This is a genomic window from Anaerotignum faecicola (genome assembly GCA_024460105.1).
GTDB lineage: Bacteria > Bacillota > Clostridia > Lachnospirales > Anaerotignaceae > JANFXS01.
On sequence record JANFXS010000002.1, the window covers coordinates 382045 to 401985 of the forward strand.

The window sequence follows — 19941 nt, forward strand, 5'->3', positions numbered from 1 at the left end:
CGGCAGATTTCCTTTGGTAAAAATTTATATTTGACTAATTATAATACAATAAAAATTATATTTCAATATGAACCCGCTCAAGATGTTTTTTATCGGTACAATATAGCCTGCAATTATATAATACTTAAAAATCGAATTTATATTGTCAATAAATTCCTGCGCGTAAGTCTGCAAAGCTTTGCTTCAAAAATCAGCTCTGCGCTAAAACGCCTAATCAAGCGCCTTTGACACATTCCTTCATAAAAAATCAATGCATAAACACCGTCGGCCCGCACAGTGCCGCAAACGGGACCGAAATCCGAAATTTACATGTTTACGCACATCTGCGGCGCTGTGCAAACGCTGAAGTTTTTCTGATAATTTAAAAACCCGCTTAACTTAATTCAAGACAGCCGCCGCACTATAAGACAGTATGTTCGGCAAGTATTTTTAAACCTATGACAATCAGTATTATGCCGCCTAAAAATTCCGCCCTTTCTTTAAAAACGCTTCCAAGGGCTTTCCCTATAACCATACCGGTAAACGAAAGTATAAAGCATACAATCCCTATAATTGCCGCCGCGCTTACAATATATGTATCCAACACGGCAAAACTTACTCCTACTGCAAGAGCGTCAATACTTGTCGCAACGGCCTGAACTGCAAGCCTTTTATTAGAGAGCATAAATTCACAGCGCATTTCTTCTTTTGAAAATGATTCTTTAATCATATTGGCGCCGATTACAAACAACAGTATAAAGGCTATCCAATGGTCAAAAGATTCTATATACTCTTTTACGCTGCTTCCAAGATACCATCCTAATATCGGCATTATGAACTGGAATCCGCCGAAAAAGGCCCCTACCTTCAAGCTTTGCATGCCGCCGCACGACTTAACGGCAACGCCGTTTGAAATAGAAACTGCAAACGCGTCCATAGCAAGCCCTAAAGCAATCAAAAATACCGTTATAAATCCCATAATTCACCTGTCCTAAATATTTATTTTATTTATTAAAGCCGTTTTTATACTTATACTGATGTAAAACTAATGATAATGTTTATGATGCGAATGTTTAAGCCCGCTTATGCAATCCTTAACTGTTTCAACAGCTTCATCAATCATTTTCGGCAGTGATTCGGTATTAACGCCAACAACGTAAAGGCCGCACCTTTTTAACGGTATCAAAACCTTCATTGCTTCGCTTTCGCTTATTGCATTTGCCATTTGCGGCGACAACTCCCCAAACATGGAGTTTGCGCTTATGATGCCAAGGCTGCCGATAATTATATCAGCCCTTTCTGCATTATATTTAACGGCGTTCTCGCCTGTAGCTATATTTGTTGCCCCCGCTTTAAGCATCGCGCTGGTAGCTATTGAATTTGTCCCAACGGCGACAACCTGATGTTCGCTTCCGACAACAGGGATAAGTTTTTCGATAATCGCTTTCCCTATACCGCCCCCTTGGCCGTCTACTACCATTATTACCATATTTTCCTCCTAAAATCAGTCTATAATTTTTTTAGGGCAGAAATTAATATAGTCGGAAGAAACTAAAGTATAATTTATGCCTTTGTTATACCCCGTAATTCCTGCGCCAAAATTTTTTTCACCATGAAGGTGGCCGTATACCACATTTTTAACCTGATATTCCTCAAATAATTTTGTAAATCCAGTTTCCGGCGCCCATGAATAAGCCGGAGGGTAGTGCATCATAAATAAAATTTCCTTATATCCTTTAAATAAAGCCGAATCCAGCGACAGACGGCATCTAATAAGCTCCCTTTTATATATTTTCATGTCCTCCGCCGTAAACTTTTCATCCTCCGGAATAATCCATCCCCTTGAGGCGCATACAGCAATACCGTTACATCCGACATGCTCATTTTGAAGGAAATGCATGCCCGCATACCTGCTGTTAAGCCCCGAAGCGCTTCCCCACCAATAATCATGATTTCCTCTTGAAAGTATTTTATTTCCGGGAAGCCCGCGTATAAATTTAAGGTCAACGTCGGCGTCATCCATTCTGAGGGCCCATGAAATATCCCCCGGTATAAGAACAGTATCTTTATCCCCGACAACCGCCTTCCAATTATCCGCTATCTTTTCTGCATGGCGTATCCAACTATCGCCGAATACTTCCATAGGCTTTGGCCTTGCAAACGATAAATGCAGATCGCCTATTGCAAAAACCGCCATACTTCACACCCCGTATCTTTTAGCCATTTCGCACAAGTCTTGGCGGAAATCCTTAAGCTTATCAATATCGCCGCTGTTCCAAAGGCCCACAAAGCGTTTATTTATGTCCTCCATTTCCGAAAGCTTCGCAACAAAATACATATTCTGTATATGGTCTATAATATCGGCGACAATATTGTCTTTCTGCTTGTTGAGCCTTTGCGCATACATTATTTCGTTTCTTATTGTAGACATCTCATTATCCAGGTTAAAGGCCGCGTCTGCACAGCTTAAAAGCCTATGTTTTATCTCTTCCGGTATATTGCCCTGATATTTATACTTCAGCGAATGTTCGGTAACAGCCCAGAAATTCATTGCAAGCGTCCGTATTTGGATTTCTCCGAGCACCTCTCTGTAGCCGTCCACGGTGTTAATGGCATATTTTATAATTATATGGTAGCTCCTGTAACCGCTGTCTTTTGTATTAGTAATGTAATCCCGTTCCTCAACTATAGTAAGATCCCTGCCGTCGCGCCTTCGTATAAGAGATATAACCTTAGGTATATCCTCTACAAACTGGCATATAATCCTAATCCCTGCTATGTCTTCAATTTCATCTTCAATTTTTTCAACGGGAATACTCTTTTTCTTCGCCTTATTTAAAATGCTCGACGGCTTTTTAACTCTTCCCGATATAGATTCCATAGGCGAATACATACCGCGGAGCCTGTACTCATTCATTATGTACTCAAGCTTGGTTTTAAGCTCGGCTACAGTCTGTTCATAAGGATAAAGCATTTCCTTCCAATTAATTACATTCACAAGGTACAACTCCCTTTGCAAAGATTTAAAACCAAAATTTACAAACCTTATTTATTATTGTACTATTTTTTTATGTATTTATCAACGAAAGTTATTTGTTTTATTTTTAACATAATGCGTAAAAATTTTACTCACATAATAAATATTTCAATTTTTTGTAGACCAATATTGATTTTTCATTTAAAATACTTTTTATAGCAGCTGTTAAAATAATTATATATACCGGCACAGCCGCTGTTTTTTCTTTTATTTCAATCCCGTCGGGTAAAGTTCTTTTTATATTTTAATATTTTGCCGTTTTTATATATTTAACAGCGAACACATAAAAAATATATGCCTTTAGAAATTAATAATGTTATAATATGATACATTTTCTAAATAAAAGCGCCCTGCAAAGTGTTCAATCCCCTATGCGGCGTTAATTTTATATATCGGAGGAATAAAAATGCCGTCTATCAGCACACGTACAGACACCTTTACCGAATCAATGATAAGAAAAATGACAAGGATTTCCCTTGAGCATAATGCAGTAAATCTATCCCAGGGGTTCCCCGACTTCAACCCTCCAAAAGAACTTTTGGACAGGCTGAGGGAAGTTGTATATGAAAACTTCCACCAATACGAAATTACCTGGGGATCACAACGTATGCGCGAAGCCCTTTCTAAAAAGCACGGACATTTTGCAGGGCAGAAAATCGATCCCGAAAAAAACATACTTGTTACATGCGGAAGTACAGAAGCCATGATGGCCGCTATGATGACCATATGCAATATCGGTGATAAAGTTATAGTGTTTTCACCGTTTTACGAAAATTACGGAGCTGACGCTATCCTGACCGGAGCGATACCGATATATGTGCCGCTTAATCCACCTGAGTTCACATTTGACGCGGACGTATTGGAAAACGCATTTAAACAACGTCCGAAAGCAATCATATTATGCAACCCGTCAAATCCAAGCGGAAGGGTATTTGCCCTTGAGGAACTTAAAATAATTGCAGGCCTTGCAGAAAAATACGACACATTCGTTATAACTGATGAAGTTTATGAACATATTGTTTACGAACCCAACAAACACATATATTTCTCCACGCTTCCCGGTATGTTTGAAAGAACCGTTACCTGCAATTCGCTTTCAAAAACATATTCAATAACAGGATGGCGTTTAGGATATATCATTGCTCCGGAATATATAGTTGACGCGGCGAAAAAAGTCCACGATTTTCTCACCGTAGGGGCGGCGGCCCCTTTACAGGAAGCAATAGTTGCAGCGCTTAATTTCGGAGATGATTATTACAAAAACCTTTTGAAAATTTACAGTACAAAAAAGGATATTTTTATAAACGGGCTAAAGCGGATTGGATTAAACTATACCGAACCTCAGGGAGCGTATTATGTAATGGTTGACGTATCAGAATTCGGGGTAACAAACGATATAAACTTCTGCCAATGGCTTGCAAGGGAAGTAGGAGTCGGCGCAGTTCCCGGGTCCAGCTTCTTCAGGGACAACATAAATAACTACATACGTTTCCACTTCGCCAAAAATGAGGACACTCTAAACGAGGCGTTGAACCGCCTTGAAAAATTAAAGAAAAAAGCCGCCGCCGCAAACTATAATTTTAAGTAATGCCAATAATTACGGCAAAAAGCCTTTTATAATAATTTTTTGTTTAAAATAACATTGTACTTTTAAATTTACATCTCCAAATATTTCAATATGTTTGCAGATAGCCTAAGCCATATGATTCTTTTCCTCAATATTTAATTGATTTCACAAAACGCTGTTTAACCGTAAAACATGGTATATATTTTGCGATTAAACAGCGTTTTAACATACTGATCCGTTTAAAATACTTCACTGTTTTTTCCTTGCTCAAAACTTTATATTTTCATCCGGTATACCGGTTTCGCAGTCTTGTTGCAGTAATCTGTTTTTTAAACTGCTTTCCGGATTTAAATCCATAAGGCTTTTTATTTAATACCTTTTTATATAGGTTTATAGTGTGCAAATTGGTTTGACATTCCCCATTCGAAAATATTGCGGCCTATAAGAACTGCCTGCGATAAGACATACTTACGCCTTGTTTGATAAAATGATGAAACAAAGCAGGATATTAATATATTAACACTGCGGCTGTAAAATTCCCTGTCTTATTAAAATACATCCTACGGTTCTTCCCTTTGATTCAAACTATGCGTATTTCCATATTCGCACGCAAAGCAAAATGAATTTTACGCACAAAAAAGCCCACAGCATTAACTGTGGGCAAAAATAAATTTTACTCGAAGATTTCGATAACAGAACCAGCGCCAACTGTCCTTCCGCCTTCACGGATAGCGAACCTAAGGCCAGGAGCCATAGCTACAGGTGTGATAAGTTCGATTGTCATTTCAACGTTGTCGCCAGGCATGCACATTTCTGTGCCTTCTGGTAATGAGATAACGCCTGTAACGTCTGTTGTCCTGAAATAGAACTGTGGACGATAGTTATTGAAGAACGGTGTATGACGTCCGCCTTCTTCTTTGCTCAATACATAAACCTGAGCTTTGAATTTTGTATGAGGTGTAATTGAACCCGGTTTTGCAAGAACCTGACCTCTTTCGATTTCAGTCCTCTGAACGCCACGGAGAAGAACACCGATGTTGTCGCCTGCTTCAGCCTGATCAAGAAGTTTCCTGAACATTTCTACGCCTGTAACAACAACTTTCCTCTTTTCAGTTGTAAGACCAACGATTTCAACTTCGTCAGATACTTTAACAACGCCGCTTTCAACCCTACCAGTAGCAACTGTACCACGGCCTGTGATTGAGAATACGTCCTCAACAGGCATAAGGAAAGGTTTGTCAACGTCACGTTCTGGGTTAGGGATATATTCGTCAATAATTTCAAATAATTCAACGATCTTGTCACCCCATGGGCCTGCAGGATCCTGAAGAGCTTGGAATGCAGAACCTCTTACGATAGGAATATCATCGCCTGGGAATTCGTACTCGCTGAGAAGTTCCCTGATTTCCATTTCAACTAAGTCAAGAAGTTCTTCGTCGTCTACCATGTCGCATTTGTTCATAAATACAACAATATAAGGAACGCCTACCTGACGTGAAAGAAGAATGTGCTCCCTTGTCTGAGCCATAGGGCCGTCTGTTGCAGCAACAACGAGGATAGCGCCGTCCATCTGAGCAGCACCTGTAATCATGTTCTTAACGTAGTCGGCATGTCCCGGGCAGTCAACGTGTGCGTAGTGCCTGTTAGGAGTTTCATACTCAACATGCGCTGTAGAGATTGTGATACCCCTTTCCCTTTCTTCAGGAGCTTTGTCAATGTTGTCGAAAGCAACTGCTTCACCAAGCTGATACCTTTCATGTAATGTCTTTGTGATAGCTGCTGTTAATGTTGTTTTACCATGGTCAACGTGACCGATTGTACCAATGTTAACATGTGGTTTAGTTCTTTCAAATTTTGCCTTTGCCATTTTGAAAATCCTCCTTATAAATATATGAGATTCGCTTTTTCCACTGTACGCAGAACGCCCTGAAAGGCGAACCATTCCAAAAATAATTATATATAAATTTTTCCAGATTTGCAACTGTTTTTTATATAAAGCAAAGTTATATATACATAAAATTAACAATTGAAATCCGCTATTTTTACGTTAATATATATGCCCGAAAATCAGTCCGGCAATATATTCCCTATATAATCTCTGCTTTTATTTTAATATATAACCGCATACAGCAAAACGTATTGCTTTAATTATTCGTTCCCTTTCCTTCCGGCAAGAACTTTTTCCTGAATATTCTTAGGACACGGCTCATAATGGTCTACTTCCATTACATAGTTGCCACGGCCCTGAGTTCTTGAACGGAGATCTGTTGAATATCCGAACATTTCTGCAAGCGGTACATATGAATGGATAACCTTTACATTATTCCTGTCGTCCATTCCTTCAATACGTCCACGGCGTGAGTTAATGTCGCCGATAACATCGCCCATGTACTGCTCCGGAACTGTAACGGTAACCTTCATAATAGGCTCAAGAAGAACGGCGTCGCCTTTTCTCATGGCCTCTTTAAATGCCATAGAACCTGCAATCTGGTATGCCATTTCAGATGAGTCGACATCATGGTAGCTTCCGTCATAAACCTCAGCTTTAACGCCGAGCACAGGATAGCCGCCAAGGATACCGCTGTTCATAGCTTCTTGGATACCTTTGTCGATAGCCGGTATATATTCCTTAGGAATAGCGCCGCCTACTACGCTGTTAACAAATTCATAGTTATTTTCAGCGTCTGTACCGATTGGGAAGAATTTAACTTTACAATGGCCGTACTGTCCGCGTCCGCCTGACTGACGTACAAATTTGCCTTCAACGTCAACAGCCTTGCGGAATGTTTCCCTGTAAGCAACCTGAGGAGCGCCTACATTAGCCTCAACCTTAAATTCCCTTAATAAACGGTCAACAATAATTTCAAGGTGGAGTTCGCCCATACCTGAAATAATTGTATCGCCTGTTTCCTGATCCGTATGAGTTTTGAACGTAGGGTCTTCCTCTGCAAGCTTAGCAAGGGCAATACCCATTTTATCCCTGCCGGCTTTTGTTTTAGGCTCGATAGCAACCGAAATAACCGGCTCTGGGAATACCATTGATTCAAGCACAACTTCATGGTCTTCGTCACAGATTGTATCTCCCGTTGTAGTAAGCTTAAATCCAACGGCAGCGGCAATATCTCCGGCATAAACTTTGTCGATTTCTTCCCTGTGGTTGGCATGCATCTGAAGAATACGTCCGAAACGCTCTTTTTTGCCTTTAACTGAGTTATATACATAAGATCCGGCTTCACATGTTCCTGAATAAACCCTGAAGAAAGCAAGCTTTCCTACAAACGGGTCGTTCATAATCTTGAATGCAAGAGCCGCAAACGGTTCCGAATCTGAAGAATGTCTTTCAACTTCTTCGCCTGTAGCAGGATCAACGCCCTTTATAGCAGGAATATCAGTAGGAGCAGGCATATAATCGATAACTCCGTCAAGAAGCTTCTGAACGCCCCTGTTTCTGTAAGCGGAACCGCAGAAAACCGGAACAAGCTGGCATGCGATGCAAGCTTTCCTTAACGCCGCTTTTAACTCTTCAATGGTTATTTCTTCGCCTTCAAAGAATTTTTCCATTAAAGCTTCGTCTGTTTCGGCGATATGCTCTATCATTTCATCATGGTACTGCTGTGCCTTTTCCTTCATGTCATCGGGAATTTCCTCAACAGAAATGTCTTTGCCAAGGTCATCGTTATAGATATAAGCTTTCATTTCCATTAAGTCTATAATACCTTTAAAGAAAGCCTCGGCGCCGATAGGAAGCGCTACGGGTACAGGTGAACAGCCAAGCCTGTCTTTCATCATATCAACTACGTTATAAAAATCAGCGCCCATAATGTCCATTTTGTTTACAAACGCCATTCTAGGTACATTGTAGTTGTCAGCCTGGTGCCAAACTGTTTCGCTCTGTGGTTCAACGCCGCCTTTAGCGCAGAAAACGCATACTGCACCGTCAAGTACACGAAGTGAACGTTCAACCTCTACAGTAAAGTCAACGTGTCCTGGTGTATCAATAATATTTATTCTATTACCTTCCCACTGAGCTGTAGTAGCGGCAGACGTAATTGTGATGCCCCTTTCCTGCTCCTGCTCCATCCAGTCCATAGTGGCTGTACCTTCATGGGTATCGCCAATCTTATAATTACGGCCTGTATAGTAAAGGATACGCTCTGTGAGGGTAGTTTTACCGGCATCAATATGAGCCATGATACCAATATTTCTGGTTTTTTCAAGTGGAAATGCTCTGTTAGCCAAAAATTACTCCTCCTTAAATTTATTGCCCGCCCATACCGGCGGTTTTAAAACAAAATATCCTGCCGGCTCTTGCAGTTCCAAGCGCCGGCAAGCACAGATACGTTCTTATAAACTGCACTGCCCTTAATGGCATATGCGAAAAATTACCATTTGTAATGTGAGAAAGCCTTGTTAGCCTCTGCCATTTTATGTGTTTCATCTTTTTTCTTGCAGGCGCCGCCCGTGTTGTTAAGGGCGTCCATAAGTTCACCGGCAAGACGGTCTTCCATTGTCTTTTCGCCGCGCTTTCTTGCGTAAAGCGTTAACCAGCGAAGGCCCAATGTCCTTCTCCTCTCAGGCCTGATTTCCATCGGAACCTGATATGTTGCGCCGCCGACACGGCGCGCTTTAACTTCAAGCACAGGCATAATGTTGTTCATAGCTTCCTCAAAAGCCTCAATAGGATCTTTGCCTGTTTTTTCTGCTACTTTATCGAATGCGCCGTAAACAATCCTCTGTGCAACGCCTTTTTTGCCGTCAAGCATAACGCTGTTGATAAGTTTTGTTACGTTTTTGCTTTTATATAATGGGTCCGGCAATACTTCCCTTTTAGTTACATGACCTTTCCTTGGCACGATTCTTCCCTCCTTAATAATAGTTAAATCATAGGTACTCGTGTACAATGCGGTTACACGTTTCATGCCTTACACTTATCTATATACCACGCTTAAGCAGATTGTATATTGTTTGTACAAGGCATTACTTGTTTAAATATCCAGGGCTGTCCCCTGCTTGGCATTTGCAGTCGGCGCATATTAACATGCGCTGAATATGCCCGCCTTTATTAAATTATTTCTTTTTAGGACGTTTAGCGCCGTATTTTGAACGAGCCTGCATCCTGTTTGCAACGCCTGCAGTGTCAAGCGTTCCACGGATAATGTGATAACGAACACCGGGTAAGTCTTTAACCCTTCCGCCGCGGATAAGCACAACGCTGTGTTCCTGAAGGTTGTGTCCCTCACCCGGGATATATGCTGTTACTTCGATACCGTTTGTAAGCCTAACCCTCGCAATTTTCCTAAGGGCCGAGTTTGGCTTTTTAGGCGTAGCTGTTTTAACAGCTGTGCATACGCCCCTCCTCTGTGGTGAAGAAATGTCTGTAGCTTTCTTCTTAAGGGAGTTAAGGCCTTTCTGTAAAGCCGGGGCAGTGCTTTTCTTTTCTACAGTCTGCCTGCCTTTTCTAACTAACTGATTAAATGTTGGCATCTAATGTGCACCTCCTTGCAAAATTAATACTTTCTGCCTGCGTATATTAAATACAATAACAACAATGTCCTGCGGGCATAACTAAAGATGCCCAAATTCAGACACCGTAAGATTCTAACACCTATATTCCAAAAAGTCAAGCAAATTTAAAAATATTACAATATATTTGTACACTGAATATTTATTTCCAATCCATGCCGATTTTAAACGCTTTGTGTAAAAAATTTTAAAATAGCGATTTAAAAATTAACTATATTTTTTTATTTTTCTGTTGTAAAATTTTTTAAAGATGTTATAATTAGACGAGGTATAAGAATATTTTTTACATCGGAGGTTTTATTTATGAAAAGAAAATTTATTAGCGCTTTATTAATTGCGGCAATGAGTGTCAGCGTTGCATCAATCAATGTTTTTGCAGATGAACAGCGCGATCCTGCAGTCGTTACCGAAGACGACGGTATTGTTGACGAAAACGACGGTATCCTTACTGAAGGCAGCGAATATGCCAACGGCTCAAGCACTGTAAATGACGAAAAGGGCGAAGAAGGCACAGGCGACGGCACGGAAGGTACAGAAGGTACAGAGGAAACTGACAAAACAGAAGACTCTGACAGCACAGAAGGTACTGAAGACACTGACAAAACAGAAGGTACTGAAGATACCGACAAAACAGAAGGTACAGAGGAAACTGACAAAACAGAAGACTCTGACAATGACGGCACAATAAAAGTTGTTGTTGACGGAAAAGATATCGTATTCGACGACGCTCTTCCTTATATAGACGACAACGATACAACATTACTTCCTCTCAGGGCCGTATCAGACGCAATGGGCTGCGACCTTGAATGGAAAGCCGATACAAACACTTCCGTACTTACAAAAGACGGTGTTTCACTTTCATTAACAATCGGTTCGACAACAGCTGTTGTTGAAAAAGAAGGCGCTAAAGAAAACGTTACAATGACTTCGGCTCCTGTTATTAACGAAGAAAACGAAAGAACATATCTTCCAATCCGTGTTGTTGCAGAAACTTTCGGATATGAAGTTTCATGGGATGAAGCTACAAGCACAGTAACAATCACATCAGAAACTGCCGAAAGCGAAGCGGATAAAGATGAAGCAGTAACTGATGAAACAGAAACTGACAAAACGACTGCTGATGAAAATGCCGCTGTTGAAGATAAAACAGAAACTGACGAAACATCTGACGACAAAACAGCTGATGATGAAAAAGCTGACGACGAAAATACAGACAACAAAACAACCGCTGATGAAAATGCAGACGACAAAACAGCTGACGACGACAGCAAAACTGAGGCCTAATTAATCAAATATGCAGTATAAAAAACGGCTTGTGTACAGGCCGTTTTTTTATATTAAAACTGTATGATAATAACAAACTCTCATATAAATAGTCAATTTAAAATGCCGTCACTTTACATACGAAATACTTAAAATATCTCATGCCAAACCTCATTTAAGCTTGCAGACTTATATATCTCTTTTATCTGTTTCAAGAAGGTGCCTTTTAAGTTCATGTCCAAATCGTACTTTTATAACTGCATGGTTTACAAGCAAACACTTTTTTTGTCAAAAAACAGTTTTAACTGTTTTTAGCTTCATCTTACAAAAACACACACGGTTTTAACGGACGTTAACGGCGCAATGCCGTATTAAATCCGCTTGACGTAGAGCGGCTGCGCCTGCACGATTTTCCCTTGCTCTTACGCCGCTAACGTCTGTTAAAACTCTCCGCCCTCACAAATAAATATTTTTGCAGTTCAGTGTGCATATGCGCCGGCATAGCGGCTCCTAAAGCAAACGTGTGCAACAAGTAAATGCGGAAAATTTTTCCTTGTGTAGCGCGCGTGCCCTTGTAAAGCGAAGCTATATTATTCCTAAAAAATATTATACTTTTCATAAAAAAATATTATGTATAAGAGCACATATTGCGGAGCAAAAAAATATATCCCTAAAAAATCCAAACGTAAGCACTTAAAAAATATGCTTCATAGCAAAGCTTCACAACAGCGAATAATGAATATGATTTTCATATAAATTTCACACCATGCGGGCATATTTCCCAAATAAAATTTATGATATTTATCATCCATATAAAAAAGCCTTTCAAGCGTAAATTTAATACGCTTGAAAGGCTTTCCGCTTTAAATACAGTCAAACATTATTGCATGCATTTTTATCAATAATCCAATGCTTCGGCATTTTCAGCCGCCGCCGTAAGCTCCTCTGTTTCGGAAGCCGGAACAACATCAATATTGCGGTACCTTCCCATACCTGTTCCAGCCGGTATAAGCTTACCGATAATAACATTTTCTTTAAGACCGATAAGCGGATCAATCTTTCCTTTAATAGCCGCTTCCGTAAGAACCCTTGTTGTTTCCTGGAATGACGCTGCCGAAAGGAACGAATCCGTGGCAAGCGACGCTTTTGTAATACCCAAAAGCACCCTTGTGCCTTTTGCAGGCTCAAGGCCTTTTTCAATCATTTCCGCATTTGTGTTTTCAAACGTAAGCCAGTCCACAAGACTTCCCGGAAGGAATTCCGTATCGCCGTTTTCTTCAATCTTAACTCTTTTAAGCATCTGGCGCACGATAACTTCTATATGCTTGTCATTGATTTCAACGCCCTGTAAACGGTAAACTCGCTGAACTTCCTGAATCATATAGTCCTGAACGCCCCTAAGGCCTTTAATCTTGAGTATGTCGTGAGGATTAACGCTTCCTTCGGTTATTTCATCGCCCGCTCCTATAATGTCGCCGTCAAAAACTTTAATCCTTGAACCGTAAGGTATAAGGTAGTCTTTACTTTCGCCTGTTTCATTATTAGTGATAGTAACTTCCCTTTTCTTCTTAGTTTCGTTAAGTTTAACCATACCTCCGAACTCCGAAATAATTGCAAGTCCTTTTGGTTTCCTTGCCTCAAAAAGTTCTTCGACACGAGGGAGACCTTGTGTGATGTCGTCTCCGGCGATACCGCCCGTATGGAAAGTACGCATCGTAAGCTGCGTGCCCGGTTCGCCGATTGACTGCGCCGCTATAATTCCGACAGACTCGCCGATCCGTACGGAACGTCCGCTTGCCATGTTCGCACCGTAGCACTTAGCGCATATACCGATTGTAGAGCGGCATGTAAGCACAGTCCTGATAAGGACTTTCTTAATTCCGGCCTTCTCTACAGCTTCCGCCTGGTCGTTTGTAATCCTTGTATCGGCTTCAACTATAACTTCGCCTGTTTCGGGATGAACAATATTTTCAACGCTCCAACGGCCTCTAATCCTATCCTGAAGGCTTTCAATAACTTCATTTCCGTCAAGGAATGCTGAAACCCAAAGCCCCGGAACTTCTTTGCCTTCCGGAGTACAGTCCCATTCGCGGATAATAATATCCTGTGAAACGTCTACGAGCCTTCTTGTAAGGTACCCGGAGTCGGCCGTCCTAAGCGCCGTGTCGGTAAGACCTTTTCTTGCTCCGTGAGCTGAAATAAAATACTCGAGAACAGAAAGCCCTTCACGGAAGTTAGCCTTTATAGGAAGTTCAATAATACCGCCGGACGGGTTGGCCATAAGCCCTCGCATGCCGGCAAGCTGTTTGATCTGGCTGTTGGAACCACGGGCTCCCGAGTTAGCCATCATGAATATATTATTGTATTTTCCAAGACCGTTAAGAAGGTCTACAGTTATTTTGTCATTGGCAATATTCCATGCCTCTATAACTTTATTATGGCGTTCTTCGTCAGTCATAAGTCCGCGCCTGAACTTCTTTGTTATAACTTCAACCGCCGCCTCGGCTTCTTCAAGATGCGCCTGTTTAGTTGCGGGTATTTCCATATCAGAAACTGAAACCGTAAGGGCTCCTCTTGTTGAGAATTTAAAACCGAGGGCTTTTATTTTGTCAAGCACTTCCGCAGTATCAGTCGAACCGCATTTATTTATGCAACGGTTAATAATTTTCCCAATCGCCTTTTTATCAACAAGGAAGTCAATTTCGTACCTGAATTTATCTTCATCCTTTGTCCTGTCGATATATCCGAGGTTTTGAGGAATAGCCTCGTTAAATATAATACGGCCTACTGTTGTTTCAACAATCCTTGACTCTTTGACGCCGTTAAATTCAAGAGTACGCCTTACCTTAATCTTAGCGTGAAGCGTAATTTCATGATTGTCATAAGCAAGCATAGCTTCAAGTTCGTCTTTGAATACTTTGCCTTCGCCTTTTTCACCTTCTTTAACAAGCGTTAAATAGTACATACCCAATATCATGTCCTGAGAAGGAACCGTAACCGGAGCTCCGTCTGAAGGTTTAAGCAGGTTATTCGGAGAAAGAAGAAGGAACCTGCATTCCGCCTGTGCCTCAACGCTGAGAGGAACATGGACAGCCATCTGGTCGCCGTCAAAGTCTGCATTATATGCCGTACAAACAAGAGGGTGGAGCTTAATCGCCCTTCCTTCAACAAGTTTAGGCTCAAAAGCCTGTATGCCCAGCCTGTGAAGCGTCGGGGCACGGTTAAGCATAACAGGGTGCTCTGTTATAACCTGTTCCAAAACGTCCCAAACTTCCGTCTGCAACCTTTCAACCATACGTTTAGCTGATTTTATATTGTGCGCAAGGCCGTCCTCAACAAGTTTTTTCATTACAAAAGGCTTAAACAGCTCGATTGCCATTTCCTTTGGAAGGCCGCACTGATATATTTTGAGTTCCGGACCGACAACTATAACGCTTCGTCCTGAATAATCTACACGTTTGCCGAGGAGATTCTGGCGGAAACGCCCCTGCTTTCCCTTAAGCATATCCGACAGGGATTTAAGCGCCCTGTTTCCAGGCCCTGTAACCGGCCTTCCGCGGCGGCCGTTGTCAATAAGGGCGTCGACCGCTTCCTGAAGCATCCTTTTTTCATTCCTTACGATAATATCGGGAGCGCCTAAATCAAGGAGCCTTTTCAAACGGTTGTTCCTGTTTATAACACGCCTGTAAAGGTCGTTAAGATCGCTTGTTGCAAACCTTCCGCCGTCAAGCTGAACCATAGGGCGGATATCGGGCGGTATAACCGGTATAGCGTCAAGTATCATCCATTCAGGCCTGTTGTTTGAAGTTTTGAAACTTTCAATAACTTCAAGCCTTTTAATAATACGTATACGTTTCTGGCCTGTTGTGTCAACAAGCTGTTTTTTCAGTTCAACGCTTTCTTTCTCAAGGTCAATATCCATAAGAAGCTGTTTAATCGCCTCGGCGCCCATACCTACCTTGAATGAATTGCCGTATTTGTCGTAAGCGTCCCTGAACTCCTTTTCGGTAAGGAGCTGTTTATACTGCAAAGGCGTATCTCCGCGGTCAAGCACGATATAGCTTGCGAAATAAAGCACTTTTTCAAGCGCGCGCGGGCTCATTGAAAGTATAAGGCCCATTCTGGAAGGTATGCCTTTAAAATACCAGATATGGGATACAGGGCACGCAAGTTCAATGTGCCCCATCCTTTCGCGCCTTACTTTGCTTTTTGTAACTTCAACGCCGCACCTGTCGCAGACAATGCCTTTATATCTAATTCTTTTGTATTTGCCGCAATGGCATTCCCAGTCCTTGCTGGGCCCGAAAATCCTTTCGCAGAAAAGCCCGTCCCTTTCCGGCTTTAACGTCCTATAGTTAATGGTTTCCGGCTTTTTGACCTCGCCTCTGGACCATTCGCGGATTTTCTCAGGAGATGCCAGGCCTATCTTAATCGAATCAAAAACTATGCCCTGTTCTTGAGCTGCCATATTTTAACTTCCCCCTTACTCTTCATCATCAAAATCATCGTCAACGTCCAGCAGGTCGTCGCCCAAAATATCATCGTCGTCGAGATCGCCGCCGTTTTCGGGCATTTCCTCGTCGCCGAAAAGGAAATCAAGCGGGTCCTCAATATTTTCCTCATTGCCGGCATATGGGTTAGGCCTTCTAAGTTCATCGTCGTCGGTTTCAAAACCGTCTATTGTAACATTTAAATCGTCAACGTCGTCTATAGATTCTTTTATCTCAACTTCCGTCTTATCCTCGCGGAGAACCCTTATATCAAGGCCGAGGGACTGAAGCTCTTTAAGGAGTACCTTAAACGATTCGGGCACGCCCGGCTCCGGTATATTTTCGCCTTTAACAATAGATTCATACGTTTTAACACGGCCTACGATATCGTCTGATTTAACCGTAAGTATTTCCTGAAGCGTGTATGCCGCGCCGTATGCTTCCAGAGCCCAAACCTCCATTTCTCCGAAACGCTGGCCGCCGAACTGCGCCTTGCCGCCCAAAGGCTGCTGTGTAACAAGCGAGTACGGTCCTGTTGAACGAGCATGGATTTTGTCGTCTACAAGGTGGTGAAGTTTGAGATAATGCATAAAACCTACCGTAACCCTGTTGTCAAAAACGTCGCCGCTTCTGCCGTCCCTGAGTTCAACCTTTCCGTCCCTGCTTAATTTAACGCCTTTCCACGCTTCCCTGTGGTTTCTGTTTTCATAAAGTTCATCATAAATATCGCCTTCAAGCAGAGGCTTCCATTTTTCGGAAAATTCTTCCCAGTCGGTGTTTACATAGTCGTTGGCCATCTCGAGGGTATCCATAATGTCAATCTCGTCCGCGCCGTCAAAAACAGGCGTTGCAACTTTCCAGCCAAGCACGTTTGCCGCAAGGCTTAAATGCGTTTCAAGCACCTGCCCTATATTCATACGGGAAGGTATACCCAGTGGGTTAAGGACAATATCAAGAGGCCTGCCGTTTGGAAGGAACGGCATATCTTCAACGGGAAGCACGCGTGAAACAACACCTTTGTTTCCATGACGCCCGGCCATCTTGTCGCCAACCGATATTTTCCTTTTCTGCGCTATATAAACGCGCACGAGCTGGTTAACTCCCGGCCCTATATCGTCGCCGTTTTCTCTTGTATATATTTTCACGTCCACTATAATGCCTGTGGCTCCGTGCGGAACTCTGAGGGAGGTATCCCTTACTTCCCTTGCCTTTTCTCCGAATATAGCGCGCAAAAGCCTTTCCTCGGCGGTAAGTTCGGTTTCCCCTTTAGGAGTTACTTTGCCTACAAGTATATCGTTCGGCCTTACTTCCGCCCCTATTCTGATAATTCCCCTCTCGTCGAGGTCGCGGAGCGCATCATCGCCCACGTTCGGTATATCCCTTGTTATTTCTTCAGGTCCGAGTTTCGTATCCCTGGCTTCAGCCTCGTACTCATCAATGTGAACAGACGTATAAACGTCCTCCTGCACAAGCTTTTCACTTAAAAGTACAGCGTCCTCGTAGTTATAGCCTTCCCACGTCATAAACCCTATAAGAGGATTTTTTCCGAGAGCAAGCTCGCCGTTTGAAGTCGACGCGCCGTCGGCTATAATCTGCCCTGCTTTAACCCTTTCGCCTATAGATATTATAGGCCTTTGGTTAAGGCATGTGCTTTGGTTGCTCCTTTGGTATTTTATAAGCTTATAAACGTCCCTCTCGCCGCTGTCGGCCTTAACGACAATCTGGTTTGCCGAAACGCGTTCAACAACGCCGTCATGTTTTGAAATAACGCATATACCCGAGTCCTTTGCGGCTTTGTATTCCATGCCTGTTCCGACTATAGGCGAATCCGTTACAAGAAGCGGCACGGCCTGACGCTGCATGTTCGATCCCATGAGAGCGCGGTTTGCGTCGTCATTTTCAAGGAAAGGTATCAAAGCCGTAGCAACCGAAACCATCTGCTTAGGGCTTACGTCCATAAGGTGGATTTCCTTCCTGTCAACTTCTATAATATCTTCACGGTAACGGCCGGAAACTTTCCTATGGACAAAATATCCGTCCTCGGTTAAAGGTTCGTTGGCCTGGGCTACCATGTAATTTTCTTCTTCATCAGCAGTCACATAAATATATTCGTCCGTAACCCTTGGTTCATCGCCGGATTTGTCTATTTTCCTGTAAGGCGCTTCTATAAATCCGTATTCGTTTATACGGGCAAAAGTTGCAAGCGAGTTAATAAGGCCGATGTTAGGGCCTTCAGGCGTTTCTATAGGGCACATTCTGCCGTAATGGGAGTGATGAACGTCACGCACCTCGAAACCTGCCCTTTCCCTTGAAAGGCCTCCCGGGCCGAGAGCCGAAAGACGGCGTTTATGCGTAAGTTCCGAAAGAGGGTTGTTTTGATCCATAAACTGGGAAAGCTGTGAGCTTCCGAAAAATTCCTTTATGGCCGCCGTTACGGGACGCACGTTAATAAGAGCCTGAGGGGTAACAACGTCGAGATCCTGAATTGTCATCCTTTCCCTTACTACCCTTTCCATCCTGGAAAGCCCAATCCTGAACTGGTTTTGGAGAAGCTCGCCTACGCAGCGTATACGACGGTTGCCGAGGTGGTCGATGTCGTCTACATTGCCGAAACCATAATCTAACTGCATAACATAATTTATAGACGCCATAATATCTTGTATAGTTATATGTTTAGGCAAAAGAAGGCTGTGCCTTTCTTTAACCGCAAGTTTAATTTCTTCGGCAGACGTAAATTCGTCCAAAATTTTCTTTAATTCGGGGAAATAAACTTTTTCCTTAATATTTACGTCCTCGGCTTTAAGGCCGAACTCCGAAATGTAAGGCTCGATTGAAACAGTCTGGTTTGTGAGGATTTTAATTGTCCTTTCCTCTTCCGTTTCAATTATAACGTATCCGACGCCGCTGTCCTGAATTGCGTCGCACCTTTCGAGATCGAGCTTTTCTCCCGCTTCGGCGACAATTTCGCCTGTAATCGGATCAACTACGTTTTCGGCAAGCACGGCGCCGTTAATCCTGTTCCTTAAGGCAAGTTTTTTATTGAATTTATACCTTCCGACTTTTGCAAGGTCGTACCTTTTAGGGTCGAAAAACATGCCCCTTAAAAGCGTTTCGGAACTTTCGACCGTAGGAGGTTCGCCGGGACGGAGTTTTTTATAAATTTCAACAAGGCCTTCCTCATATGACTTGCTCGGATCCTTTTCAATCGTTGCCATAATTTTCGGCTCTTCGCCGAACATCTGTATTATTTCATTATCCGTGCCGAAACCGAGAGCCCTTATAAGGACAGTTACGGGAACTTTCCTCGTCCTGTCAACACGGACGTAAAAAACGTCGTTGGAATCTGTTTCATATTCAAGCCATGCGCCCCTGTTGGGGATTACTGTTGCCGAAAGGAGTTTTTTGCCTACTTTGTCAAAATCAGAAGCGTAATATATGCCGGGAGAACGTACAAGCTGGCTGACGATTACACGTTCAGCACCGTTGATAACAAAAGTTCCTGTGTCAGTCATAAGAGGGAAATCGCCCATAAACAATTCCTGCTCTTTAATTTCATCAAGTTCTTTATTGTTAAGCCTCGCCTTTATTTTAAGCGGGGCGGCATAAGTCGCGTCCCTTTCCTTACATTCTTCAATGGAATATTTCGGTTCGCTGTCCAAAGAAAAGTCCGTAAACTCAAGCACAAGGTTGCCGCTGAAATCTGTTATCGGCGAAATATCTTCAAAAGCTTCCTTAAGCCCTTCCCTTAAAAACCAGTCGTAGCTTTCTTTCTGAACCTCAATCAGATTTGGCATTTCAAGAACTTCGTTAATCCTTGAATAGCTCTTTCTTACTCCGTCGCCCTGCTTGACAGAGTGAATCCTGTTTTTCTCCATGGCTTCGTCACTCCTTGATTTATTTGTACTTCTTCCTAACGCAAAATATAGAATTCCTTAAACAGACTTAGACCTTTGCCTGCACCACCTTTGATCAGCAGCGAGGCAAAAGCCGTAAAATTTCAAGAAATTCTTATTTTTTTAATATATAAATATAGATATTGTACAACAACAGTATATTCCAAGCGGATAATTTTAGTAAAAAAC

General features: G+C 42.3%; 12 protein-coding genes. 2 read left to right on the forward strand and 10 right to left on the reverse strand.

Annotated features, from left to right (window positions below; all coding sequences use genetic code 11):
* Positions 1–400: 400 nt before the first annotated feature.
* From NE664_04405 to NE664_04420, 4 genes are all read right to left on the reverse strand, one after another.
* Positions 401–958 carry a manganese efflux pump MntP family protein gene (locus tag NE664_04405; protein ID MCQ4725904.1) on the reverse strand — a complete coding sequence of 186 codons (558 nt, stop codon included), beginning with the start codon at positions 956–958 and terminating at the stop codon, positions 401–403.
* A gap of 66 nt (positions 959–1024) precedes the next feature.
* Complete coding sequence (locus NE664_04410; GenBank protein ID MCQ4725905.1) at positions 1025–1468, reverse strand: DUF3842 family protein; 444 nt, start codon at positions 1466–1468, stop codon at positions 1025–1027.
* A 15-nt stretch (positions 1469–1483) separates the two neighbouring features.
* Positions 1484–2176 (reverse strand): metallophosphoesterase, encoded by a 693-nt coding sequence (locus NE664_04415; protein ID MCQ4725906.1) that lies wholly within the window; start codon positions 2174–2176, stop codon positions 1484–1486.
* Positions 2177–2179: 3 nt separating this feature from the next.
* Complete coding sequence (locus tag NE664_04420; GenBank protein MCQ4725907.1) at positions 2180–2977, reverse strand: GTP pyrophosphokinase family protein; 798 nt, start codon at positions 2975–2977, stop codon at positions 2180–2182.
* 445 nt (positions 2978–3422) lie between these two features.
* Here NE664_04420 and NE664_04425 point away from each other — a divergent pair, with 445 nt between their 5' ends.
* On the forward strand, positions 3423–4604 hold the full coding sequence (locus tag NE664_04425) for a pyridoxal phosphate-dependent aminotransferase (protein MCQ4725908.1): 1182 nt from the start codon (positions 3423–3425) through the stop codon (positions 4602–4604).
* A 652-nt stretch (positions 4605–5256) separates the two neighbouring features.
* Here the strand turns inward: NE664_04425 and tuf are convergent.
* From tuf to rpsL, 4 genes are all read right to left on the reverse strand, one after another.
* The gene (gene tuf / locus NE664_04430) at positions 5257–6450 is read right to left on the reverse strand and encodes an elongation factor Tu (protein ID MCQ4725909.1); all 1194 of its coding nucleotides are present in this window, start codon (positions 6448–6450) and stop codon (positions 5257–5259) included.
* 281 nt (positions 6451–6731) lie between these two features.
* Positions 6732–8822, reverse strand: coding sequence for an elongation factor G (gene fusA / locus NE664_04435; GenBank protein MCQ4725910.1), 2091 nt, complete (start codon positions 8820–8822; stop codon positions 6732–6734).
* Between the two features lie 143 nt (positions 8823–8965).
* On the reverse strand, positions 8966–9436 hold the full coding sequence (gene rpsG / locus NE664_04440) for a 30S ribosomal protein S7 (GenBank protein MCQ4725911.1): 471 nt from the start codon (positions 9434–9436) through the stop codon (positions 8966–8968).
* Between the two features lie 214 nt (positions 9437–9650).
* Positions 9651–10067 carry a 30S ribosomal protein S12 gene (gene rpsL / locus NE664_04445; protein ID MCQ4725912.1) on the reverse strand — a complete coding sequence of 139 codons (417 nt, stop codon included), beginning with the start codon at positions 10065–10067 and terminating at the stop codon, positions 9651–9653.
* A gap of 342 nt (positions 10068–10409) precedes the next feature.
* Between rpsL and NE664_04450 the strand changes: the two genes are divergently transcribed.
* On the forward strand, positions 10410–11390 hold the full coding sequence (locus NE664_04450) for a copper amine oxidase N-terminal domain-containing protein (protein ID MCQ4725913.1): 981 nt from the start codon (positions 10410–10412) through the stop codon (positions 11388–11390).
* Between the two features lie 877 nt (positions 11391–12267).
* Here the strand turns inward: NE664_04450 and rpoC are convergent.
* Complete coding sequence (gene rpoC, locus NE664_04455; GenBank protein ID MCQ4725914.1) at positions 12268–15837, reverse strand: DNA-directed RNA polymerase subunit beta'; 3570 nt, start codon at positions 15835–15837, stop codon at positions 12268–12270.
* Between the two features lie 15 nt (positions 15838–15852).
* Positions 15853–19734 (reverse strand): DNA-directed RNA polymerase subunit beta, encoded by a 3882-nt coding sequence (locus NE664_04460; GenBank protein ID MCQ4725915.1) that lies wholly within the window; start codon positions 19732–19734, stop codon positions 15853–15855.
* Positions 19735–19941 lie beyond the last annotated feature (207 nt).

Excerpts from the sequence above, each read along its gene's own strand:
- NE664_04405 (MCQ4725904.1), bottom strand. The coding sequence starts at position 958 with ATGGGATTTATAACGGTATTTTTGATTGCTTTAGGGCTTGCTATGGAC.
- NE664_04410 (MCQ4725905.1), bottom strand. The coding sequence starts at position 1,468 with ATGGTAATAATGGTAGTAGACGGCCAAGGGGGCGGTATAGGGAAAGCG.
- NE664_04415 (MCQ4725906.1), bottom strand. The coding sequence starts at position 2,176 with ATGGCGGTTTTTGCAATAGGCGATCTGCATTTATCGTTTGCAAGGCCA.
- NE664_04425 (MCQ4725908.1), top strand. The coding sequence starts at position 3,423 with ATGCCGTCTATCAGCACACGTACAGACACCTTTACCGAATCAATGATA.
- tuf (MCQ4725909.1), bottom strand. The coding sequence starts at position 6,450 with ATGGCAAAGGCAAAATTTGAAAGAACTAAACCACATGTTAACATTGGT.
- rpsL (MCQ4725912.1), bottom strand. The coding sequence starts at position 10,067 with ATGCCAACATTTAATCAGTTAGTTAGAAAAGGCAGGCAGACTGTAGAA.
- NE664_04450 (MCQ4725913.1), top strand. The coding sequence starts at position 10,410 with ATGAAAAGAAAATTTATTAGCGCTTTATTAATTGCGGCAATGAGTGTC.
- rpoC (MCQ4725914.1), bottom strand. The coding sequence starts at position 15,837 with ATGGCAGCTCAAGAACAGGGCATAGTTTTTGATTCGATTAAGATAGGC.
- NE664_04460 (MCQ4725915.1), bottom strand. The coding sequence starts at position 19,734 with ATGGAGAAAAACAGGATTCACTCTGTCAAGCAGGGCGACGGAGTAAGA.